This window comes from Burkholderia sp. Z1 (genome assembly GCF_014893795.1).
In the GTDB taxonomy this organism is placed as follows: Bacteria; Pseudomonadota; Gammaproteobacteria; order Burkholderiales; family Burkholderiaceae; genus Burkholderia; species Burkholderia theae.
In genome coordinates, this window is record NZ_JACFYL010000001.1 from 1,174,441 (window position 1) to 1,196,513 (window position 22,073).

General features: G+C 66.1%; 22 protein-coding genes. 19 read left to right on the forward strand and 3 right to left on the reverse strand.

Annotation, left to right across the window (positions count from 1 at the left end):
• Window positions 1-83: 83 nt before the first annotated feature.
• A complete protein-coding gene (locus tag H3H55_RS05460) occupies window positions 84-3,248 on the reverse strand; it encodes an Rne/Rng family ribonuclease (RefSeq protein ID WP_193097908.1) in 3,165 nt (1,054 codons plus the stop codon).
• Between the two features lie 721 nt (window positions 3,249-3,969).
• Here H3H55_RS05460 and H3H55_RS05465 point away from each other — a divergent pair.
• From H3H55_RS05465 to H3H55_RS05480, 4 genes are read left to right on the forward strand one after another with little or no spacing between them, the layout of a single operon-like run.
• The gene (locus tag H3H55_RS05465) at window positions 3,970-4,974 is read left to right on the forward strand and encodes an RluA family pseudouridine synthase (RefSeq protein WP_193097909.1); all 1,005 of its coding nucleotides are present in this window, start codon (window positions 3,970-3,972) and stop codon (window positions 4,972-4,974) included.
• Window positions 4,975-4,979: 5 nt separating this feature from the next.
• Window positions 4,980-5,639 (forward strand): HAD-IA family hydrolase, encoded by a 660-nt coding sequence (locus H3H55_RS05470; RefSeq protein WP_048249561.1) that lies wholly within the window; start codon window positions 4,980-4,982, stop codon window positions 5,637-5,639.
• Window positions 5,636-6,037 carry a Rieske (2Fe-2S) protein gene (locus H3H55_RS05475; protein WP_048249560.1) on the forward strand — a complete coding sequence of 134 codons (402 nt, stop codon included), beginning with the start codon at window positions 5,636-5,638 and terminating at the stop codon, window positions 6,035-6,037. Before H3H55_RS05470 ends, H3H55_RS05475 begins: the two co-directional genes overlap by 4 nt.
• 12 nt (window positions 6,038-6,049) lie before the next feature.
• On the forward strand, window positions 6,050-7,042 hold the full coding sequence (locus H3H55_RS05480; RefSeq protein ID WP_129514056.1) for a S49 family peptidase: 993 nt from the start codon (window positions 6,050-6,052) through the stop codon (window positions 7,040-7,042).
• 51 nt (window positions 7,043-7,093) lie between these two features.
• Here the strand turns inward: H3H55_RS05480 and H3H55_RS05485 are convergent, their stop codons facing one another.
• Entirely contained in the window at window positions 7,094-7,816 is a 723-nt protein-coding gene (locus tag H3H55_RS05485; protein WP_048249558.1) for an SAM-dependent methyltransferase, read from the reverse strand.
• Window positions 7,813-8,445 (reverse strand): Maf-like protein, encoded by a 633-nt coding sequence (locus H3H55_RS05490; protein WP_193097910.1) that lies wholly within the window; start codon window positions 8,443-8,445, stop codon window positions 7,813-7,815. Before H3H55_RS05490 ends, H3H55_RS05485 begins: the two co-directional genes overlap by 4 nt.
• Window positions 8,446-8,675: 230 nt before the next feature.
• On the opposite strand from H3H55_RS05490, the gene H3H55_RS05495 reads away from it, so the two are divergent.
• From H3H55_RS05495 to lepA, 15 genes are all read left to right on the forward strand, one after another.
• Window positions 8,676-9,314: a YceD family protein gene (locus H3H55_RS05495; RefSeq protein WP_193097911.1), complete on the forward strand. Its 639-nt coding sequence runs from the start codon at window positions 8,676-8,678 to the stop codon at window positions 9,312-9,314.
• A 98-nt stretch (window positions 9,315-9,412) separates the two neighbouring features.
• Window positions 9,413-9,592 (forward strand): 50S ribosomal protein L32, encoded by a 180-nt coding sequence (gene rpmF / locus H3H55_RS05500; protein WP_047900174.1) that lies wholly within the window; start codon window positions 9,413-9,415, stop codon window positions 9,590-9,592.
• Window positions 9,593-9,721: 129 nt separating this feature from the next.
• On the forward strand, window positions 9,722-10,828 hold the full coding sequence (gene plsX / locus H3H55_RS05505) for a phosphate acyltransferase PlsX (protein ID WP_129514060.1): 1,107 nt from the start codon (window positions 9,722-9,724) through the stop codon (window positions 10,826-10,828).
• Window positions 10,829-11,818, forward strand: a complete 990-nt coding sequence (locus H3H55_RS05510) for a beta-ketoacyl-ACP synthase III (protein ID WP_048249554.1) — start codon at window positions 10,829-10,831, stop codon at window positions 11,816-11,818.
• An 83-nt stretch (window positions 11,819-11,901) separates the two neighbouring features.
• Entirely contained in the window at window positions 11,902-12,834 is a 933-nt protein-coding gene (gene fabD, locus H3H55_RS05515) for an ACP S-malonyltransferase (RefSeq protein WP_193097912.1), read from the forward strand.
• A gap of 36 nt (window positions 12,835-12,870) precedes the next feature.
• Window positions 12,871-13,620 (forward strand): 3-oxoacyl-ACP reductase FabG, encoded by a 750-nt coding sequence (fabG, locus tag H3H55_RS05520; protein ID WP_193097913.1) that lies wholly within the window; start codon window positions 12,871-12,873, stop codon window positions 13,618-13,620.
• A gap of 144 nt (window positions 13,621-13,764) precedes the next feature.
• On the forward strand, window positions 13,765-14,004 hold the full coding sequence (acpP, locus tag H3H55_RS05525) for an acyl carrier protein (RefSeq protein WP_004197638.1): 240 nt from the start codon (window positions 13,765-13,767) through the stop codon (window positions 14,002-14,004).
• A 164-nt stretch (window positions 14,005-14,168) separates the two neighbouring features.
• Window positions 14,169-15,401 carry a beta-ketoacyl-ACP synthase II gene (fabF, locus tag H3H55_RS05530; protein WP_129514063.1) on the forward strand — a complete coding sequence of 411 codons (1,233 nt, stop codon included), beginning with the start codon at window positions 14,169-14,171 and terminating at the stop codon, window positions 15,399-15,401.
• An 11-nt stretch (window positions 15,402-15,412) separates the two neighbouring features.
• Complete coding sequence (locus H3H55_RS05535; protein WP_129514064.1) at window positions 15,413-15,868, forward strand: hypothetical protein; 456 nt, start codon at window positions 15,413-15,415, stop codon at window positions 15,866-15,868.
• Between the two features lie 91 nt (window positions 15,869-15,959).
• Window positions 15,960-16,559: an RNA polymerase sigma factor RpoE gene (rpoE, locus tag H3H55_RS05540; protein ID WP_006490873.1), complete on the forward strand. Its 600-nt coding sequence runs from the start codon at window positions 15,960-15,962 to the stop codon at window positions 16,557-16,559.
• Between the two features lie 86 nt (window positions 16,560-16,645).
• The gene (locus H3H55_RS05545) at window positions 16,646-17,263 is read left to right on the forward strand and encodes a sigma-E factor negative regulatory protein (protein ID WP_129514750.1); all 618 of its coding nucleotides are present in this window, start codon (window positions 16,646-16,648) and stop codon (window positions 17,261-17,263) included.
• A 5-nt stretch (window positions 17,264-17,268) separates the two neighbouring features.
• Window positions 17,269-18,321: a MucB/RseB C-terminal domain-containing protein gene (locus H3H55_RS05550; protein WP_193097914.1), complete on the forward strand. Its 1,053-nt coding sequence runs from the start codon at window positions 17,269-17,271 to the stop codon at window positions 18,319-18,321.
• A 16-nt stretch (window positions 18,322-18,337) separates the two neighbouring features.
• Window positions 18,338-19,834, forward strand: coding sequence for a DegQ family serine endoprotease (locus H3H55_RS05555; protein ID WP_193097915.1), 1,497 nt, complete (start codon window positions 18,338-18,340; stop codon window positions 19,832-19,834).
• A 7-nt stretch (window positions 19,835-19,841) separates the two neighbouring features.
• Window positions 19,842-20,078, forward strand: a complete 237-nt coding sequence (locus H3H55_RS05560) for a glutaredoxin family protein (protein WP_193097916.1) — start codon at window positions 19,842-19,844, stop codon at window positions 20,076-20,078.
• A 196-nt stretch (window positions 20,079-20,274) separates the two neighbouring features.
• On the forward strand, window positions 20,275-22,068 hold the full coding sequence (gene lepA, locus H3H55_RS05565; RefSeq protein ID WP_129514068.1) for a translation elongation factor 4: 1,794 nt from the start codon (window positions 20,275-20,277) through the stop codon (window positions 22,066-22,068).
• The last annotated feature ends 5 nt before the right edge of the window (window positions 22,069-22,073 follow it).

Sequence of the window (22,073 nt, forward strand, 5' to 3'; positions counted from 1 at the left end):
CGGACCGGTGGGCGGAAACCCGCAGCGCGGACGTGAAAAAGCCCGCCGGAGGCGGGCTTTTCCTGGTCGGGCGATGCAGCCGGTTAATGGTGCGTCGTTTCGACCTGCTGCATCGGGGCCGAATCGGCCGCCGGCAGCGCCTTGCGTTCACGCGGCACGCGGGCCGGACGCGGGAGTCGCGACGCGGCTTCCTGCGCAGCGGCAAACTTGTCGGCGTCCGTGTTCACCCAGACGAGACCGGCCTGCTCCAGCACGACATCCAGGCTCGCCGAAGCGGGCGCGGCGGCCGATTGCACGGGGGCGGGAGCCGGTGCCGGTGCTGCAACGGCCTCGACCGCGACCGGCGCCGCTTCGACAGGTGCCGGCTCGACAGCCACCGGAGCGGCTTCGATCGTCACGGCCGGTGCGGCTTGCTCGACGGGCGCGGACTGCGGTGCCTCGACAGCGGCCGGCACTTCCGGCACTTCGAACGCGTCGGTCGGCGAAACCGCGACCGGGGCCGGACCGGCTTCCGTATCGACGGCCGGTGCGACCGGTGCCGGTTCTGCAGCTTGGGCGGCAACGACCGGTTCGACCGGAGCGGCCGGAGCCGCTTCGACGTGTACCGGTGCCGGTTGCGGCTCGACCGCGGCCGGTGCGACCGGTTCGGCATGGTGCTCGACCGCTGCTTCGACGGCGACGGCGCCTGCCGCGGCCACGGCCGCGACGACTGCCGGTGCGGCCGCGTGGGCCGGTTCGGCGGCGGCCGGTGCTGCCGGCGTCACGGTTTGCGCTGCGGTTTCGCCGTCCGCGCCTTGCTCGGCCTGGTCGACGAGTGCACCGTCTTCGTCACGCTCGCGACGACCGCCACGGCGGCCGCGACGACGACGACGACGTTCCTCGCCGTCACGCGCGACGGCTTCCGCGTCGGCTGTCAGGTCGGCGCCGGGCAGCGCTTCTGCGACAGCCTTGTCGGCTTCCGATTCCGGATGGTTTTCGCCACGGGTGACGGTCTCGAGCGTGGCCGCATGCTGGGTCGGCTTGCGGCGCTCACCGCGCTCGCGACGCTCGCCGCGTTCCTGGCGCTCGCCACGGCCGGCCGCGTCGACGGCTTCCGGCTGCTCGGCACGCTCGCGCGGTTCGCGGTTCTCACGCGGTTCGCGCGGCTCACGGCTTTCACGCGGCTCGCGCGGTTCGCGGCCTTCACGCTGGCCACGGCCCTCGCGACCTTCGCGGCCCTCACGGCCTTCACGACCCTCACGGTTCTCGCGACCTTCACGCGGTTCACGGGCCTCGCGCGGTTCACGGCCTTCACGCGGTTCGCGCGCTTCCTTGCCTTCGCGTTCCAGGCGTTGCGGCTGGCCACGGCCTGCCGCGGCCTGGTCGCGGCCGCCTTGTGCCTGCTGGGCGCCGCCGCGACGGTTGCGGTTGCGATCGCCGCCGCGCTGCTCGGTCTTCTCGGTACGCTCGCGCGCCGGACGGGCTGCCTGCTCCTTCGCCGGTGCCGGAGCAACCGGTGCGGGCGCCGGAGCCGACGACACGCCGAACAGGCCCTTCAGCCAGCCGATGAAGCCGCCGCTTGCCGCGGCGACCGGTGCGGGCGCTGCGACGGGCTCGACCGGGCGCTGCGGTGCCGGGGTCGGTGCCGGACGCTCGGGCGTGATGCCCTTGACCGCGGCTTCCTGCTTCGGCTTCACGTCGGCCGTGCGCTTGCTGTAGCCGGTTTCCGACTCGAGTTCGCGAGCCGCTTCCTCGGCCATCTTCCACGAGGCGCGCGGATCGTCGAGGCGTGCGTCGTCGTGGCGCAGGCGCTCGAGCTTGTAGTGCGGCGTATCGAGGTGCTTGTTCGGGATCAGCACGATGCCGACCTTGAAGCGCGACTCGATCTTGTTGATTTCCTGACGCTTTTCGTTGAGCAGGAAGGCGGTCACCTCGACCGGCACCTGGCAGTGGATCGCCGCGGTGTTTTCCTTCATCGCTTCTTCCTGAATGATCCGCAGGACCTGCAGCGCGGACGATTCGGTATCGCGGATGTGGCCGGTGCCGTTACAGCGCGGGCAGGTCACGTGGCTGCCTTCCGACAGGGCCGGGCGCAGACGCTGGCGCGACAGCTCCATCAGGCCGAAGCGGGAGATCTTGCCCATCTGCACGCGGGCGCGGTCATGCTTGAGCGCGTCTTTCAGGCGCTGCTCGACTTCGCGCTGGCTCTTCGCCGATTCCATGTCGATGAAATCGATCACGATCAGGCCGCCGAGGTCGCGCAGGCGGAGCTGGCGGGCGACTTCGTCGGCCGCTTCGAGGTTCGTGCGGGTCGCCGTTTCCTCGATGTCCGCGCCCTTGGTCGCGCGCGCCGAGTTCACGTCGATCGCGACGAGCGCTTCGGTGTGGTCGATCACGATCGCGCCGCCGGACGGCAGCGGCACCGTGCGCGAGTAGGCCGTTTCGATCTGGTGCTCGATCTGGAAGCGGGAGAACAGCGGCACGTCGTCGTGGTAGCGCTTCACCTTCGACACGTTGTCCGGCATTACGATGTCCATGAACGCACGGGCCTGATCGTGGATCTCGGTCGTGTCGATCAGGATTTCGCCGATATCGGGCTGGAAATAGTCCCGGATCGCGCGGATCACGAGGCTCGATTCCAGGTAGATCAGCATCGGCTGGCCGGAATTGCCGCTTTGCGATGCCGCTTCGATCGCGCGCCACAGCTGCAGCAGGTAGTTCAGGTCCCACTGCAGTTCCTCGGCGCTGCGGCCGATGCCCGCGGTACGGGCGATCATGCTCATCCCGTCGGGAATCTGCAGTTGCGACATCGTCTCGCGCAGTTCCTGGCGCTCGTCGCCTTCGATCCGGCGCGACACACCGCCGCCGCGCGGATTGTTCGGCATCAGCACCAGATAACGACCGGCGAGCGAGATGAAGGTCGTGAGGGCGGCGCCCTTGTTGCCACGTTCTTCCTTCTCGACCTGGACGATCAGTTCCTGGCCTTCGCGCAGGGCATCCTGGATGCGCGCGGAGCGCATGTCGATGCCTTCCTTGAAGTACTGGCGGGCAACTTCCTTGAACGGCAGGAAACCGTGGCGATCTTCGCCGTAGTTGACGAAGCACGCTTCGAGCGACGGCTCGATGCGGGTGATGACACCTTTGTAGATATTGCCTTTGCGCTGTTCGCGCCCGGCTGTCTCGATGTCGATATCGATGAGCTTTTGCCCATCGACGATGGCGACGCGCAGCTCCTCCTGCTGCGTCGCATTGAACAGCATGCGTTTCATGAACGACTCCAGGCAGCTCCGCGCCGGCGCTTCGCGGTTGTCAGTCGCGAGAGCGGGAACGACGGCAGGCCGCACCTTGTTGTGTTGTCACAAGCACGCTGGAGCGGGAACGATGGCGGGGAGAATTGCCTGAAGAGGCGCTTGGGCCCGATAGACGGGGCCGGCGGCCGTAGGGCACCTGCGAATACGGCTTCAAAGCACGGCGTTCACACACCGCACGCTGCAAAAGCGCGCTAAGCCTGAGTCCGGGCATTGCCACGGGCGCGCGCAATGCGTCGCGCGCGCCGACGGGCGGCAGATGCTGCGGCTTGGGCCGCAGCGGGGAGTATCGAATCCAGCCCGACTTTCCCGCTTGGGGTGTACTTCCCTGGTTTGACGTCGCCAAGCCCCGCACGCTTCGCGGGGCCAAATCGGGCGCAACGCCGTAATTTTCGCAACCTGCAGCCTGCGGACGCACTTCGCGCCGTCGGGCTGCCGATCAAATTCTTTTCAACCAACTTTCCGTTACCGCGGCGCCTTGCCGACCGAATCCGCCTGTGGGCGCGATCCTTGCCGACGGTCGGCGCCGTGCGTGCAACTTGCTGCATCTCTTTGATTAGGGGCGAGCAGCGGACCCCCGGCGCAAGTAAAATAACGGTTTCCGCTTGCGCCTTGCCCGACTCGGTCGGGGCCGGCCGATCAGGCCACCCTCAACGTCAGGCTGGGCAAAATTATATTCAGTATGAATGAGTTAGGCAAAATATCCCAGAATTCGGTCGCAAGCGGCCAGGTATCGATGATCCAGATCGACGAAAACTCGGCCGGTCAGCGGATCGACAACTTCCTGTTGCGCGTTTGTAAGGGCGTGCCGAAAAGCCATATTTACCGGATCCTCCGCAGCGGCGAAGTGCGTGTGAATAAGGGCCGGGTCGATGCGCAGTATCGCCTCGCCGACGGCGACATCGTCCGCGTGCCGCCCGTGCGCGTGGCGGCGGCGGACCTCGCGCGCGCCGACACGCCGGTCGTGCCGCCCGCGAATTTCGACGTGCTGTACGAGGATGATGCGATGCTCGTCATCAACAAGCCGGCCGGGGTCGCCGTGCACGGCGGCAGCGGCGTCGCGTTCGGCGTGATCGAGCAGATGCGCCAGGCGCGCCCGCGCGCGAAATTCCTCGAACTCGTGCACCGGCTCGACCGCGAGACCTCCGGGATCCTGATGCTCGCGAAGAAGCGCACGGCGCTCGTGGGCCTGCACGAACAGATCCGCGAGAACCGGATGGACAAGCGCTACTTCGCCTGCGGCCACGGCGAATGGCAGCCCGACTGGGGCCGCCGCCGCGCGGTGAAGGTGCCGCTGTTCAAGTATTCGACCCCGGAAGGGGAGCGCCGCGTGCGCGTGCAGGACGACGGGCTGCCGTCGCATACGGTGTTCAACCTCATCGATCGCTGGCCCGACTACGCGCTCGTCGAAGCGGAACTCAAAACGGGTCGGACCCATCAGATTCGCGTGCACCTCGCGCATCTCGGCCTGCCGATCGCCGGCGACGCCAAATATGGCGATTTCGCATTGAACAAGGCGCTGGCACGCGCGAACGCGCAGCCGTCGTTGAAACGGATGTTCCTGCATGCATACCGGCTGCGGCTCGCTCATCCGCTGACCGGCGAGGCACTGCAGTTCGATGCGCCGCTGCCGGACGAATGCCGGCGCTTTCTCGACCAACTCAGCGCATTGCGCGATACCGCCTGAACCGCATGGCTCGACAGCAATTTGACCTGATCGTCTTCGACTGGGACGGCACGCTGATGGATTCGACTGCGCACATCGCGCACAGCATCCAGGCCGCATGCCGCGATCTCGGCCTGCCCACGCCGTCCGACGAGGCGTCGCGCTACGTGATCGGCCTCGGCCTGCGCGATGCACTGCAGATTACGGCTCCGACCCTCGATCCGTCCGACTATCCGCGGCTGGCCGAGCGCTACCGCTTTCACTATCTGCTCGACGACCAGCGCATCGAGCTGTTCGCCGGCGTGCGCGAACTGCTCGCCGAGCTGCGCGACACGGGCTACCTGCTCGCCGTCGCGACCGGCAAGGGTCGGGTCGGACTGAATCGCGTGCTGGACCAGTCGAAGCTGACGAGCCTGTTCGATGCGACGCGCTGCGCGGACGAGACGTTCTCGAAGCCGCATCCGGCGATGCTGCAGGAGCTGACCCGGGAACTGGGGCAGGATCTGTCGCGCACCGTGATGATCGGCGACACGACGCACGACCTGCAGATGGCCGCGAGCGCCGGAGCGGCCGGCGTCGGCGTCGCGTACGGCGCGCACACGGCCGATGCGCTGGCGGCGCTCACGCCGCGCTTCGTCGCGCCGGACGTCGTCGCGCTGGCTGCGTGGCTGCGGGAGCACGCATGAGCGCGGCACCGGACGCCGTGCGCGTGTGCGCATCGGACGCGCTGGCCGACGGCGGCGCTGGCGTGCGCGTCGACGCGACGCTGCGCGGCGAGCAGGCCGTCGTGTTCTTCGTGCGCTACGACGGTCGCGCCTATGGCTACCTGAACCGCTGCGCGCATGTACCGATGGAGCTCGACTGGGCCGAAGGGCAATTCTTCGAGTCGTCGGGCCTCTACCTGATGTGCGCGACGCACGGTGCGATCTATGCGCCGGATACCGGCAAGTGCGTCGGCGGCCCGTGCCGCGGCGCCCGTCTGCGGCCGGTCGAGGTCGACGAGCGCGACACGCCGGACGGGCGTGCGGTATTCTGGGTGCCCGACGCCGACCTGCGTCCCGCCGTTCCCGCTACGACCGACTAACGACAATACTGCATGGCCGACCAACCGAATTCCCCGGAATCCTCCTCCCGTCCCGACAGCCGCGAACCGAACTGGGAGCGCGCGGCGCTCGAGCGGATCGCGCTCGCGGCGGTCAAGGAACAGCGCGCGGCGCGGCGCTGGAAGATCTTCTTTCGCTTCGCGTTCCTCGGCGTGTTCGTGCTGTTCGCGTTCGCGCTGATCGATTTCTCGAGCGATTCGAAATTTTCGTCGAGCGGCCGGCATACGGCACTCGTCACGATCGACGGCGAGATCGCGGCCGGCGTCAACGCGAACGCCGATGACATCAACACGGCGCTCGACGCCGCGTTCGACGACGACGGCACGGCCGGCGTCGTGCTGCGGATCAACAGCCCGGGCGGCAGTCCGGTCCAGGCCGGCATGGTCTACGACGAGATCCGGCGGCTGCGCGCGAAGCACCCGGACAAGCCGCTGTACGTGGTCGTGACCGACATGTGCGCGTCGGGCGGTTATTACATCGCGGCCGCGGCCGACAAGATCTTCGTCGACAAGGCGAGCATCGTCGGGTCGATCGGCGTGCTGATGGACGGTTTCGGCTTCACGGGGCTGATGGGCAAGCTCGGCGTCGAGCGGCGCCTGCATACATCGGGCGAAAACAAGGGCTTCTACGATCCGTTCTCGCCGGAGACGCCGAAGATGGACGCGCATGCGCAGGCGTTGCTCGACCAGGTGCACGCGCAGTTCATCAAGGCCGTGAAGGATGGCCGCGGCAAGCGGCTGCACGAGACGCCCGACATGTTCTCGGGCCTGTTCTGGACCGGCGAGAAGAGCGTCGAGCTCGGGCTCGCCGACGGCTACGGCACGACCGACACGGTCGCGCGCGACGTGCTGAAAGCGCCCGATCTCGTCGACTACACGGTGAAGGAAAGCCTGACGAACCGCGTCGCGCGCAAGTTCGGCGCGGCCGTCGGCGGCGCCGCGATGAAGGCGCTCACGGCCGGCGGCGCGTCGTTCAACCTGCGCTGAGCGGCGGCCGGCGGGCCGCCATGGCCCGCGCGTCAGCCGCCGGCCGTGGCGTCAGTTCGCGAGCAGCAGGAAAATCGCGGGGCGCTTGTGCAGATTGGGGGCAGGCGCCTTTTTCCAGTCCGCCACGGTGCGGCTCGCGATCGTCTCGGTTGCGAGGGTCAGGTCGGCCGCGACACAGATCTGCGTCGACGGCGCGCAGGTCGCGACGAGCGTGTCGAGCATCGCCTGATTCCGGTACGGCGTTTCAATGAAGATCTGCGTCTGGCGCGCCTTGCGCGACAACTGCTCGAGTTCGCGCAGGCGTTTCGCGCGTGCGGCCGCGTCGACCGGCAGGTAGCCGTTGAACGCGAAGCTCTGGCCGTTCAGGCCTGACGCCATCAGCGCGAGCAGGATCGAACTCGGTCCGACGAGCGGCACGACCTTCACGCCGCGCTCGTGCGCGCGGCGAACCAGCAGTGCGCCGGGGTCGGCGACGGCCGGGCAGCCGGCCTCGGACACGAGACCGGCGTCCGCGCCGGCCAGCACGGGCGCGAGCAGCCGGTCGATTTGGCCGGCCGGCGTATTGACGTTCAGCTCGCTGATCTCGATTTCCTGGATCGGGCGCGTCGTGCCGATCTTCTTCAGGAACGCACGCGTCGTTTTCGCGTTTTCGCCGATGTAATAACCGAGCGTGCCGGCGCGTGCCTGAACGGCCGCGGGCAGCACGGCGGCGAGCATCGATTCGTCGCCTTCGCCGAGCGTGTTCGGGACGAGGTAAAGCGTGCCGGCCGTCATGCGCGGTCTCCACGGTTGGTTGCAAACAAAGGGAATTCCGTGGCGCGCAGCATCCGCGTGAGCGCGATCAACGGCAGGCCGACGAGCGCGGTCGGGTCGTCCGAGTCGATCGCGTCGAGCAGCGCGATGCCGAGCCCTTCGGACTTCGCGCTGCCGGCGACGTCATAAGGCGTCTCCGCGCGCAGGTACGCGTCGAGTTCGGCCTCGGACAGCGTGCGGAAGCGCACGCGCGTGACGACGTCCTCGACCTGGGCTTCGCCCGTGCGGCTGTCGTACAGACAGAGCGCGCTGTGGAATTCGACTTCGCGGCCCTGCATCGACACGAGTTGCGCGAGCGCACGCTCATGCGTGCCGGGCTTGCCGATCTGAAGCCCGTCGAAGGTCGCGACCTGGTCCGACCCGATCACGAGCACGCCGTCCGGCGCGTCGATCGTCGCGGCGACGGCGCGCGCTTTCGCGCCGGCAAGGCGCAGGGCGGTCATGGCCGGTGTTTCGCCGTCGAGCGGGGTTTCGTCGAGATCGGGCGACACGACGTCGAACGGTACGCCGAGGCGCTCGAGGAGCGCGCGGCGGTAGCGGGAACTGGAGGCAAGAATCAGCCGCGGCAGGCGGCAAACGGTTTCCGGCATGGTCGGTTGGATCGGTGAGTCGTGAGGTGTTGTACGGCGTTGCGCGGACGCAAGCTTAAGTGATTGACCGCAAAAGGTAAAACAGGTATGCTTTCCCGCTTTTCGTCGACAGGCTTCCGTTGTGATGGCGCCTGTCGGGTCTTCGGAAGTAAAGTACGTCATCCGCGGATGAGCCGTACGTGAGCGGCGCCAAGCCGGATTCGCAAGTCAGCCTGTAGGCAGGAGCGCACATGAACACTTCTTCTGGCAAACCTGCTGCGGTACCACTTGATCCGCACGCAGTCGACCTGTTCGAATTCGCCCGCAGCGGGCGGCAGGCAGCAGGTGCGGTGCACCTTTCGCAACTGCCGCGCATGTTAAACGAAGTGCCGATGGACGCGCCAGATCGCGACACGGTCTTCACGTGGCAGGCGGAAGGGTTCACCCAGAAAGAGTTGCAGGACGACGGCGCCGATGGGCAGCAGCCGTATCTGCGCCTCGCGGTGCATGGCCATGCATGGCTCACGTGCCAGCGCTGCGTGACGCCGTACGACCAGACGTTCGGCGTCGACATGGTGTACCGGGTCGTCGCGACCGAAGAAGAAGCTGAAGAATTTCCGCTCGACGACGATGAAGCCGATGTGATCGTGGGCTCACGCCAGTTCGATCTCGTCGACTTGATCGAAGAGGAATTGCTGCTTTCGTTGCCGCTCGTGCCCAAGCACGAGGTTTGCCCGGCAGTTCACGAAAGCCTCGTGTCGGGTGCGAGCGGTCCTGAGGAAGAGGCGGGCGAAGAGTCCGGCGAAGCCGAGGACGAAGGCAAACGGCCGAATCCGTTCGCAGCGCTGCAAGCGCTGAAGAAGGACGGTGACGGCACCAAGAAACACTAAGCAGTTGTGGCGCGGGAAGGCGTAAGGGCTTTGGGCCAGGGTAGTTAAGCGCCGGATCGGGCTGTGTTAGAATCCGGAAAATTATTTAGGAGTTAGTCATGGCAGTCCAGCAAAACAAGAAGTCGCCGTCGAAGCGCGGCATGCATCGTTCGCACGATTTCCTGACGGCGTCGCCGCTGGCAGTCGAGCCGAGCACGGGTGAGGTGCATCTGCGTCACCACGTCAGCCCGAACGGCTACTACCGCGGCAAGAAAGTCGTCAAGACGAAGAACGACTAAGCGTCAAGTCACGCGTTGCGCGCTACGTTCGCCGTTCGCGTGACAACTGGTTCGCTTGACACTTTCCTGGCGCAACAAAAAGGCGGCATTCAACTGCCGCTTTTTTGTGCCTGAAATTCGTCGCATTCCATGACCGTAAAGCTCACTATCGATTGCATGGGAGGCGACCACGGCCCGTCCGTGACCGTTCCCGCAGCAGTCAAGTTCGTTCGCGCGCATCCCGATGCGCACCTGATGCTCGTCGGCATCGAAAGCGCGATCCGCGCCCAGCTGAAAAAGCTGAAAGCCCTCGACGATCCCGCATTGACCATCGTGCCCGCCACCGAAGTCGTGGCGATGGACGACCCTGTCGAAGTGGCGTTGCGCAAGAAGAAGGATTCTTCGATGCGTGTCGCGCTCAACCACGTCAAGGACGGCGCGGCGCAGGCCTGCATCTCCGCCGGCAATACCGGCGCGCTGATGGCCGTTTCCCGTTACGTACTCAAGACGCTGCCCGGCATCGAGCGGCCCGCGATCGCGTCCGCGCTGCCGAATCCGACCGGCTACACGATGATGCTGGACCTCGGCGCGAACGTCGACTGCGAGCCGCAGCACCTGCTGCAGTTCGCGGAGATGGGGCACGCGCTCGTGGCCGCGCTCGAAGGCAAGGAGCGGCCGACGATCGGCCTGCTGAACATCGGCGAAGAGGTCATCAAGGGCAACGACACGATCAAGCGCGCAGGTGAACTGCTGCGCGCCAGCACGTTGAATTTCCGCGGCAACGTCGAGGGCAACGACATCTACAAGGGCACCGTCGACGTGATCGTGTGCGACGGCTTCGTCGGCAACGTCGCGCTGAAGACGTCCGAGGGGCTCGCGCAGATGCTGTCCGACATCATCCGCGAGGAGTTCGGCCGTTCGCTGATGTCGAAGCTGATGGCGCTGCTCGCGCTGCCTGTCCTGATGCGTTTCAAGAAGCGCGTCGATCACCGCCAGTACAACGGCGCGGCGCTGCTGGGGCTGAAGAGCCTCGTGATCAAGAGCCATGGTTCGGCCGATGCCTACGCGTTTGAGTGGGCAATCAAACGCGGGTATGATGCCGTCAAAAACGGCGTGCTGGAGCGCCTCACGCGTGCGATGGCGGATAATTCGGTGTCGCTCGGCGATGGCGAACACAACGCGGGCGGCGCGGGCCAGGCGAGCCCGGCCGCAGGCCATCACGCCGAACCTTCCGCTGCGCTATCCTCTAAAGCATAAATGGCCCAATCGACTCTCTATTCCCGCGTGCTCGGCACGGGCAGCTACCTGCCGCCCGACCGCGTCACGAACCAGCAATTGACCGATCGTCTTGCGAAGGAAGGCATCGAGACGAGCGATGAGTGGATCGTTGCGCGCACGGGCATCCATGCGCGCCATTTCGCCGCACCCGACGTCACGACGAGCGATCTTGCGCTCGAGGCGTCGCGTCGCGCAATCGAAGCGGCCGGAATCGATCCGCAGTCGATCGACCTGATCATTGTCGCGACTTCGACCCCCGATTTCGTGTTCCCGAGCACCGCGTGCCTGCTGCAGAACAAGCTCGGCATCAAGAACGGCGGCGCCGCATTCGACGTGCAGGCCGTGTGTTCGGGCTTCGCGTACGCCATGGCGACGGCCGACAGCTTCATCCGCAGCGGTCAGCACCGCACGGCGCTCGTGGTCGGCGCGGAGACGTTCTCGCGCATTCTCGACTTCAAGGACCGCACGACCTGCGTGCTGTTCGGCGACGGCGCGGGCGCGGTGATCCTGTCCGCGTCGGAAGAGCCGGGCATCCTGGGCAGCGCGCTGCACGCGGACGGCAGCTATTCGCATATCCTTTGCACGCCGGGCAACGTCAATCGAGGCGTGATCGAAGGCAGCGCGTTCCTGTACATGGACGGGCAGGCCGTGTTCAAGCTCGCGGTCAACGTGCTCGAGAAGGTAGCGATCGAGGCGCTCGCGAAGGCGAACCTCGCGCCCGAGCAGATCGACTGGCTGATTCCGCACCAGGCCAACATCCGCATCATGACCAGCACCTGTCGCAAGCTCGGCCTGCCGCAGGAACGCATGGTCGTGACGGTCGACCAGCACGGCAACACGTCGGCCGCGTCGATCCCGCTGGCGTTCGACACCGCGGTGCGCGACGGCCGTATCAAGCGCGGCCAGCACGTGCTGATCGAAGGCGTCGGCGGCGGCTTCACCTGGGGCGCGTCGGTCTTCCGCTTCTGATCCGCGGCGCGCGACTGCTGCGCGCGGATCCCACCGGCGCGCCGTTCGTGCGCGCCGTTCGAATCGATTCAATTGGGGACGATATGAAATTTGCATTCGTTTTTCCGGGGCAGGGCTCGCAGGCGGTCGGCATGCTCAACGCATTCGCCGATCTGGCCGTGGTGCGCGAGACGCTCCAGGAAGCGTCCGATGCACTCAATCAGGACCTCGGCAAGCTGATCGCCGAAGGCCCGGCCGAAGAGCTGAATCTCACCACCAACACGCAGCCCGTGATGCTGACCGCCGCGTACGCGTGCTACCGCGCGTGGCAGCAGGCAGGCGGCCCGGTGCCGTCGATCGTCGCCGGCCACAGCCTCGGTGAATACACGGCGCTCGTCGCGGCCGGCGCGCTCGCGTTCAAGGACGCGGTGCCGCTCGTGCGTTTTCGCGCGCAGGCGATGCAGACGGCCGTGCCGGTCGGCCAGGGCGGCATGGCCGCGATCCTGGGCCTCGACGACGACACGGTGCGCGCGGTGTGCGCCGAAGCCGCGGAAGCGGGCGTCGTCGAAGCCGTGAACTTCAATGCGCCCGCGCAGGTCGTGATCGCAGGCAACAAGGCCGCGGTCGAAAAGGCGTGCGAGATCGCGAAGGCGAAGGGCGCGAAGCGCGCGCTGCCGCTGCCGGTGTCGGCGCCGTTCCATTCGTCGCTGCTCAAGCCGGCATCGGATCAACTGCGCGACTATCTCGCGAACGTCGACGTCAAGGCGCCGCAGATTCCGGTCGTCAACAACATCGACGTCGCCGTGGTCAGCGATCCGGCCGCGATCAAGGATGCGCTGGTGCGCCAGGCCGCGGGCCCGGTGCGCTGGGTCGAGTGCGTGCAGCACATCGCCGGCACGGGCGTCACGCACGTGATCGAATGCGGTCCGGGCAAGGTGCTCGCAGGCCTGACGAAGCGCATCGACGGCAACCTGACGGGTGCGTCGGTGTTCGACCCGGCTTCGCTCGACGACGCGCTCAAGCTGGTGACCGCCTGACGCGGCGCCTTTACTCAAGAGACGGATATTCGATTCATGGAAAAGACTCTCGATAAACAGGTTGCGATCGTAACCGGCGCGTCGCGCGGCATCGGCCGGTCGATCGCGCTCGAACTCGCGCGCCAGGGCGCGACGGTGATCGGCACGGCAACGAGCGAATCGGGCGCCGCCGCGATCACCGCGGCGTTCGCGGAAGCGGGCGTCACGGGCCGTGGCGCGGTGCTGAACGTGAACGACGCGGCAGCCGCCGAGGCGCTGATCGACGCGACCGTGAAGGAATTCGGCGTGCTGAACGTGCTCGTCAACAACGCGGGCATCACGCAGGACCAGCTCGCGATGCGGATGAAGGACGAGGACTGGGACGCGGTGATCGACACCAATCTGAAGTCGGTGTTCCGCCTGTCGCGCGCGGTGCTGCGCCCGATGATGAAGGCGCGCGGCGGCCGCATCATCAACATCACGTCGGTGGTCGGCTCGGCCGGCAACCCGGGCCAGGTCAACTACGCGGCCGCGAAGGCCGGCGTCGCAGGCATGACCCGCGCGCTTGCGCGCGAGATCGGCAGCCGCGGCATCACCGTGAACTGCGTTGCGCCGGGCTTCATCGACACCGACATGACGAAGACGCTGCCTGAAGAACAGCAGGCCGCGCTCAAGACCCAGATTCCGCTCGGCCGCCTCGGCAGCCCGGAAGACATCGCCCATGCCGTCACGTTCCTTGCCTCGCCGCAAGCCGGTTATATCACCGGCACGACGCTGCACGTGAACGGCGGCATGTACATGTCGTAACGATTTTCGTTTACCATCCGCGCCGTATCCCGTTTTTCAGGCGGATCGGCGCTTGATCGACCATCAAGCCAACGCGCGTTTTGGCGTCAGCAAACCTGATAAAATGCGCGCACTTGTAAATCTGAACTTTCCCTCGGAGGGGTAATGGACAACATCGAACAACGTGTCAAGAAGATCGTCGCTGAACAACTGGGCGTCGCGGAAGCCGAGATCAAGAACGAAGCTTCGTTCGTGAACGATCTGGGTGCCGACTCGCTCGACACGGTCGAACTGGTGATGGCTCTCGAAGACGAGTTCGGCATGGAAATCCCGGACGAAGAAGCAGAGAAGATCACGACCGTTCAGCAAGCGATCGACTACGCTCGCGCAAACGTCAAGGCGTAAGCGCCTTTCGCGCTTGTTCGCCACGTCGCCGCGATCTTCGCGATTGACGCGCCATCCTGCCGGCTTCGCGCCGGACGGACTAACAGCCACAGGGCTCGCAGGGCTGGTTCCTGTGGCCACTGTGGCTTTTGTTTTTGTCATCCAATAATGGAAAAGAGGTTACCGTGAGCCGCCGTCGTGTTGTCGTTACAGGCCTGGGGCTTATTTCGCCTGTTGGCAATAGTGTTGCCGACGGCTGGGCCAATCTCGTCGCCGGCAAGTCCGGTATCGCCACCGTCACGAAGTTCGATCCGTCGAACCTCGCCGTGCATTTCGCGGGCGAGGTGAAGGGGTTCAACGCCGAGGAGTACATCCCGGCGAAGGAAGCCCGCAGCATGGATACGTTCATCCATTACGGCATCGCCGCCGGCGTCCAGGCCATCAAGGACAGCGGGCTGGAAGTGAACGAAGCCAATGCCGAACGCATCGGCGTGCTGGTCGGTTCCGGCATCGGCGGCCTGCCGATGATCGAAGATACGCACCAGACCTACGTCGATCGCGGCGCGCGCCGGATTTCGCCGTTCTTCGTGCCGGGTTCGATCATCAACATGATCTCGGGCCACCTGAGCATCATGTTCGGCCTGAAGGGCCCGAACCTCGCAGCCGTGACGGCCTGCACGACCGGCCTGCACAGCATCGGCCTCGCGGCGCGCCTGATCCAGGCCGGCGACGCCGACGTGATGGTCGCGGGCGGCGCCGAATCGACGGTGTCGCCGCTCGGCATCGGCGGTTTCGCGGCAGCACGCGCGCTGTCGACCCGCAACGACGATCCGGCTACCGCGTCCCGTCCGTGGGACAAGGACCGCGACGGCTTCGTGCTGGGCGAGGGCGCAGGCGTGATGGTGCTCGAGGAGTACGAGTCGGCGAAGGCACGCGGTGCGAAGATCTACGCGGAAGTCTCGGGCTTCGGCATGACGGGCGACGCGTACCACATGACCGCGCCGAACATGGACGGCCCGCGCCGCTGCATGGTCGCGGCGCTGCGCGACGCCGGCGTGAACGCGGATGAGGTCCACTACCTGAACGCGCATGGCACGTCGACGCCGCTGGGCGACAAGAACGAGTCCGACGCGGTGAAGGCGGCCTTCGGCGAGCACGCGTACAAGCTCGTCGTGAACTCGACGAAGTCGATGACGGGCCACCTGCTGGGTGGCGCGGGCGGCCTCGAATCGGTGTTCACGGTGCTGGCGCTGCACAACAACGTGTCGCCGCCGACCATCAACATCTTCAACCAGGACCCCGAGTGCGATCTCGACTACTGCGCGAATACCGCGCGTGACATGAAGATCGACGTCGCCGTGAAGAACAATTTCGGCTTCGGCGGTACCAACGGCACGCTGGTATTCAAGCGCGTCTGACGCAGAATCGCTTGACGAGTCCATTCGATGCTCCGGCCGGGCGTCCGCAGCGCTTTGCGTTGCGGGCCTCGGCCGTGTCGTATCTCGTGCTGGCCGCGTTCGTCGCGGCGGCTGCCGCGTCGGCTTACCTGTTCTGGGCGCCGCGCGCGGGCGCTGCGGCAGGCGCAGGCGTGTCGGCCGCGACGGCCGCGCTGCTGGCCGTGTGTGCCGCGCGGGCCTGCGCCCGTCGGCTGCCGGCCGAGTTGCGGATCGACGCATTCGGGGAAATTGCGGCGTTTGGTCGCACCGGGCGGCTGCTCGCCCGCGGTCGTGTGACGGGCCATGCGCACTGGAGCAGCCTGCTGCTGGTGCTGTCGGTCGGGCAGGGCGCCCGGCGGGCCCGGCCGCTGCTGATCCCGGCCGATGCGCTCGACGCCGCGTCGTTCAGCGCGCTTGCCGTGCTGGCGCGGACGGCGGGGCGGGCATGACGGCGACGCGGTTACGTACCGTAACCAGCGTCCGGCGCGGGAACGTTACAATGACGCTCCGCGTTGCATCCCTAGTTAATGGATTTGTCAGGTGAGTGAAAAAGAAATCGATCAGGCTCTGGTCGAACGCGTACAGAAGGGCGACAAGGCAGCGTTCGAACTCCTGGTCTCCAAATACCACCGCAAGATCATTCGGCTGATCTCGCGCCTCGTGCGGGATCCCGCCGAGGTCGAGGATGTGGCCCAGGACGCGTTCATCAAGGCGTATCGTGCGCTGCCGCAATTTCGCGGCGAATCCGCGTTCTATACGTGGTTGTACCGGATTGCCGTCAACACGGCGAAGAACTACCTTGCGACGCAAGGCCGCCGGGCGCCGACCTCGACCGAGGCCGATGCGGAGGAAGCGGAAACTTTCTCCGACGCAGACCAACTAAGGGATATCAACACGCCTGAATCGATGTTGATGAGCAAGCAGATTGCCGAGACGGTCAACGCTGCAATGGCTCTCCTGCCCGAAGAACTGCGCCAGGCAATCACGCTGCGCGAGATCGAGGGCTTGAGCTACGAAGAGATCGCGGAAATGATGGGCTGTCCGATCGGGACGGTCCGGTCGCGGATTTTCCGCGCACGCGAGGCAATCGCTGCTAAATTGCGTCCGCTGCTCGATACGCCCGAAGGCAAGCGCTGGTAAGCGCGACAGGCGAATCGACGCGGGTCGGGGTCTAGTTACGGATAGAGTCGTGAAGTCACGACGGGGTGTGCAAGATGGGGAGCATCATGGGGTCGGTCAATACGCAGTCGCAAGCGTGCTCGCGCGGCGAGCGCCTTTCCGCGCTGGTCGACGGCGAAATGTTCGATGGCCCGGATCACGGGCAGTTTCTGGCTGAGCTCAACGGCGCGGATCGCGCTGCGTGGGCCGATTACCACCTGATCGGCGATGCGCTGCGCTCGGACGAGCTTGCGCTGTCGCCCGCGCTGAGCGTCGCGTTCACCGCGCGCATGTCGGCTGCACTCGCAAGCGAGCCGCACCTGCTCGCGCCGGCGGCCGCGCCGGTCGCGCGCAAGCTGCTGTCGCTGCGCCGGCGCGTCGTGCCCGCGTTCGCGGTAGCCGCCGCTGCGGCCACGCTGACGTGGATCGTCGTCCCGCAAATGCAGACGGCCGGCACGCCGGGCGCCGTCCAGGTCGCATCGGTCGGTGCGCCGCAAGGCGGCGACTTGCAGCGCGTGACGGTTGCGCAGGCATCGGCCCAGCCGGGGCTGCAGGACGTCAACATCATTCGCGACGCTAGTCTCGACCAATACCTTGAAGCGCACCAGCAATTCGCGCAGCAGCCCGTCGTCACGGGTTCGATGCCGCTGATCCGCGCTGCCGTGACCACCACGCCAGGCCAATAAACCCGATGCGGACATTGCAGTTGAATCACGCCATCTCCGGATGGAAGCGGCTGCCGGCCCTCCTGCTTTGTGCAGCCGCCCTGTTGTCCGTTCAATCCCTCCCTGCCAGCGCCCAGCAACCGGACGATCCCGTCGCGACCCGCAAGGGCGCCGCGGACTGGCTCGACCGTGTCCAGCAGGCGGCGCAGCAGCAGAGCTACGAAGGCACGTTCGTCTATCAGCGCGGCGGGTATGTCCAGTCGTCGCGCATCGCGCATGTCGCGTCGCGCGACGGCGAATTCGAGCGGATCGAGACGCTCGACGGCAAGCCGCGCAAGCTGCTGCGGCACAACGACGAGCTGTACACGTTCGTGCCTGAGCGCAAGCTGTGCGTGGTCGAGCGCCGTCAGACGCGCGACTCGTTCCCCGCGTTGCTCGGTGCGAGCGGCGACCACGTGATGTCCGTCTACGACGCGAAGTCGCTCGGCAAGGACCGCGTGGCCGGGATCGACGCGCAGGTTGTCGAGCTCGTGCCGAAGGATGCATACCGCTTTACGTACAAGCTGTGGGCCGACACGCGCACCGGGCTGCTGCTGCGATCGCAGACGCTCGATGCGAACGATCATGTGCTCGAGCAGATTGCGTTCTCGCAATTGCAGACGGGCGGCGCAAGCGGCGACAAGGCCTCGATCGCGGCCGGCATGCGCAACCTGAGCGGCTGGACGGTCGTGCGCCCGCCGGTTGCGACGGTCGACATGGAAGCGCAGGGCTGGCAGCTCGCGCCGAGCGTCGCCGGCTTCCAGAAGATTCGCGAAGTGCGCCGGCCGATGGCCGCGCGTGACGCGGGCGATCCGCCGATCCCGGTCGACCAGGCCGTCTTCACCGACGGTCTCGCGACGATCTCGGTGTTCATCGAGCCGGCCGAAAAGAATACGCGCAAGGAAGGCGCGGGCAGCACCGGTGCGACGCACGTGCTCGTGAAGCGTCGCGGCGACTACTGGATCACCGTGCTCGGCGAAGTGCCGCCGGCTACGTTGCAGCAGTTCGCGTCTGCCATAGAATACAAGGCTTCCAAGTAACGCTACGGCTTCCGACATGATGAAACTCACGCTGCGCAAATGGCTCGCGGCGGCGGCGCTGTCTGCCTGCCTGCCGCTCGTGCCGCATACCGCGGTCGCGGTGACGCCTCCCGCCGCGAGCCTGCCCGATTTCGCCGATCTGGTCGAAAAGGTCGGGCCGGCCGTCGTGAACATCCGGACCACCGCCAACGTGCCGACGAGCAACGGCCCGCGCGGGATGCTCCCGCCGGGCTTCGACAACGGCGACATGTCGGAATTCTTCCGGCGCTTCTTCGGCATTCCGCTGCCGCAGGCGCCCGGCAGCGGCAATGGCAACGGCAACCCGAAGAACGCGCCGACGCCGGACAATCCGCCCGACACCGAGCAGAATCGCGGCGTCGGCTCGGGTTTCATCGTATCGGCCGACGGTTACGTGATGACCAATGCGCACGTCGTCGACGATGCGGACACCATCTATGTGACGTTGACCGACAAGCGCGAATTCAAGGCGAAGCTGATCGGCGTCGACGATCGCACCGACGTCGCGGTCGTCAAGATCCAGGCGTCGAACTTGCCGGTCGTTGCGATCGGCGACTCGAACAAGGTGCGCGTCGGCGAGTGGGTCGTCGCGATCGGTTCGCCGTTCGGTCTCGACAACACGGTGACGGCCGGCATCGTCAGCTCGAAGAGCCGGAACACCGGCGATTACCTGCCGTTCATCCAGACCGATGTGGCCGTGAACCCCGGCAACTCGGGCGGTCCGCTGATCAACATGCAGGGCGAGGTGATCGGCATCAACTCGCAGATCTACAGCCGGACCGGCGGCTTCATGGGCATCTCGTTCGCGATTCCGATCGACGAGGCGATGCGCGTGGCCGACCAGCTGAAGGCGACGGGCAAGGTCACGCGCGGCCGGATCGCGGTGGCGATCGGCGAGGTGACGAAGGACGTGGCCGATTCGATCGGGCTGCCGAAGGCCGAGGGCGCGCTCGTCAGCAGCGTCGAGCCGGGCGGCCCGGCCGACAAGGCGGGCATCCAGCCGGGCGACATCATCCTGAAGTTCAACGGCCGGCCGGTCGACACGGCGTCGGATCTGCCGCGCATGGTCGGCGACACGAAGCCCGGCGCGAAGGCGACGGTCAGCGTATGGCGCAAGGGTCAGGCGCGCGATCTGCCGATCACGATCGCGGAGACGCCGGCCGAGACGACGGCGAAGGCGGAGCAGCGCAAGAACGCGCCGCAGAAGCCGCGCCAGGCCAATGCACTCGGTCTGACGGTCAGCGACATTTCGGCGGATCAGATGAAGTCGCTGAAGCTGAAGAACGGCGTGCAGGTCGACGGCGTCGACGGCCCGGCCGCCCGTGCGGGGCTGCAGCGCGGCGACATCGTGCTGCGCGTCGGCGACACCGACATCACGAGCGCGAAGCAGTTCGCCGAAGTGACCGCGCAGCTCGATCCGCAGAAGGCGGTCGCGGTGCTCGTGCGGCGCGGCGACAACACGCAGTTCGTGCCCGTGCGGCCGCGCCAGAAGTAACGCGCCGATGTTCACGCTCTACGGCCGCGGCTGGTGCCACCTGTGCGACGACATGCGCGACGCACTGGCACCGGTGGCGGCCGAATTCGGTGTCAGGGTCGACTATGTCGACATCGACGCCGATGCGGCGCTCGTCGCGCGCTACGATGAAGACGTACCCGTGTTGCTGCTGGATGGCACGGAAGTGTGCCGCCACCGGTTCGACGACACGAAGGTGCGCGACGCGCTCGCGGCCCGGCGCTGAGCCAGACCTGCCGCGAGTGTCGCTTTCCCCGGGGCTTTGCCCGACGAATGCCCCCGACAGGGCCGCCGCGCGGCCCGGCGTCCGAAATACCGCCCGGCGAAGGCCTTTTCAGCTAAAATAAGCTGTTTTTTCACCGACTTACACAAGGCGTGCTCCGCAGTCGTCGAGCGCGCCTTTTTCGCTTGATCGGCACTGAATGGATCATATTCGCAATTTCTCGATCATCGCGCACATCGACCATGGCAAGTCGACGCTCGCGGATCGCATCATCCAGGTCTGCGGTGGCCTCGCCGACCGTGAAATGGAAGCGCAAGTGCTCGACTCGATGGATATCGAGCGTGAGCGCGGCATCACGATCAAGGCGCAGACCGCTGCGCTGTCGTACCGTGCGCGCGACGGCAAGGTCTACAACCTGAACCTGATCGATACGCCGGGGCACGTCGACTTCTCGTACGAGGTCAGCCGTTCGCTGTCCGCGTGCGAAGGCGCGCTGCTGGTCGTCGACGCGAGCCAGGGCGTCGAGGCGCAGACGGTCGCGAACTGCTATACGGCGATCGAGCTCGGCGTCGAAGTCGTACCCGTGCTGAACAAGATCGACCTGCCGGCCGCGAACCCCGAGAACGCGATCGAGGAGATCGAGGACGTGATCGGCATCGACGCGACCGACGCGACGCGCTGCAGCGCGAAGACCGGCCTCGGCGTCGAAGACGTGCTCGAAGCGCTGATCGCGAAGGTGCCGCCGCCGAAGGGTGATCCCGACGCGCCGCTGCAGGCGCTGATCATCGATTCGTGGTTCGACAACTACGTCGGCGTCGTGATGCTGGTGCGCATCGTCAACGGCACGCTGCGTCCGAAGGACAAGATCAAGATGATGGCGACCGGCGCGCAGTATCCGGTCGAGCACGTCGGCGTGTTCACGCCGAAGTCGCGCAATCTCGATTCGCTGTCTGCCGGGCAGGTGGGCTTCATCATCGCCGGCATCAAGGAACTGACGGCCGCGAAGGTCGGCGATACCGTCACGCATGTGGCCAAGCCGGCGGTCGAAGCGCTGCCGGGCTTCAAGGAAGTGAAGCCGCAGGTGTTCGCCGGGCTCTATCCGGTGGAAGCGAACCAGTACGATGCGCTGCGCGAATCGCTCGAGAAGCTGAAGCTCAACGATGCGTCGCTGCAGTACGAGCCGGAAGTGTCGCAGGCGCTCGGCTTCGGGTTCCGGTGCGGCTTCCTGGGTCTCCTGCATATGGAGATCGTGCAGGAGCGTCTCGAACGCGAATTCGACATGGACCTCATTACGACCGCACCGACGGTTGTCTACGAGGTCGTGATGAACGGTGGCTCGATCGTCAAGGTCGAGAATCCGGCGAAGATGCCGGAGCCGCCGAAGATCGAGGAGATCCGCGAACCGATCGTCACGGTGAACCTGTACATGCCGCAAGACTACGTCGGCTCGGTGATCACGTTGTGCGAGCAGAAGCGCGGCTCACAGATCAACATGCAGTATCACGGCCGCCAGGTGCAGCTGACCTACGAAATCCCGATGGCCGAGATCGTGCTCGATTTCTTCGATCGCCTGAAGTCGGTGTCGCGCGGCTATGCGTCGATGGATTACGAGTTCAAGGAATACCGGTCGGCCGACGTTGTGAAGGTCGACATGCTGATCAACGGCGACAAGGTCGACGCGCTGTCGGTGATCGTCCACCGGTCGCAATCGCAGTATCGCGGCCGCGAAGTGGCGGCGAAGATGCGCGAGATCATTCCGCGCCAGATGTACGACGTGGCGATCCAGGCTACGATCGGCGCGCACATCATTGCCCGCGAGAACATCAAGGCGCTGCGCAAGAACGTGCTGGCGAAGTGTTACGGCGGCGACATCACGCGTAAGAAAAAGCTGCTCGAAAAGCAGAAGGCCGGCAAGAAACGCATGAAGCAGGTGGGTTCGGTCGAGATCCCGCAGGAAGCGTTCCTTGCGATCTTGCGCGTCGAAGACAAATAACAGGA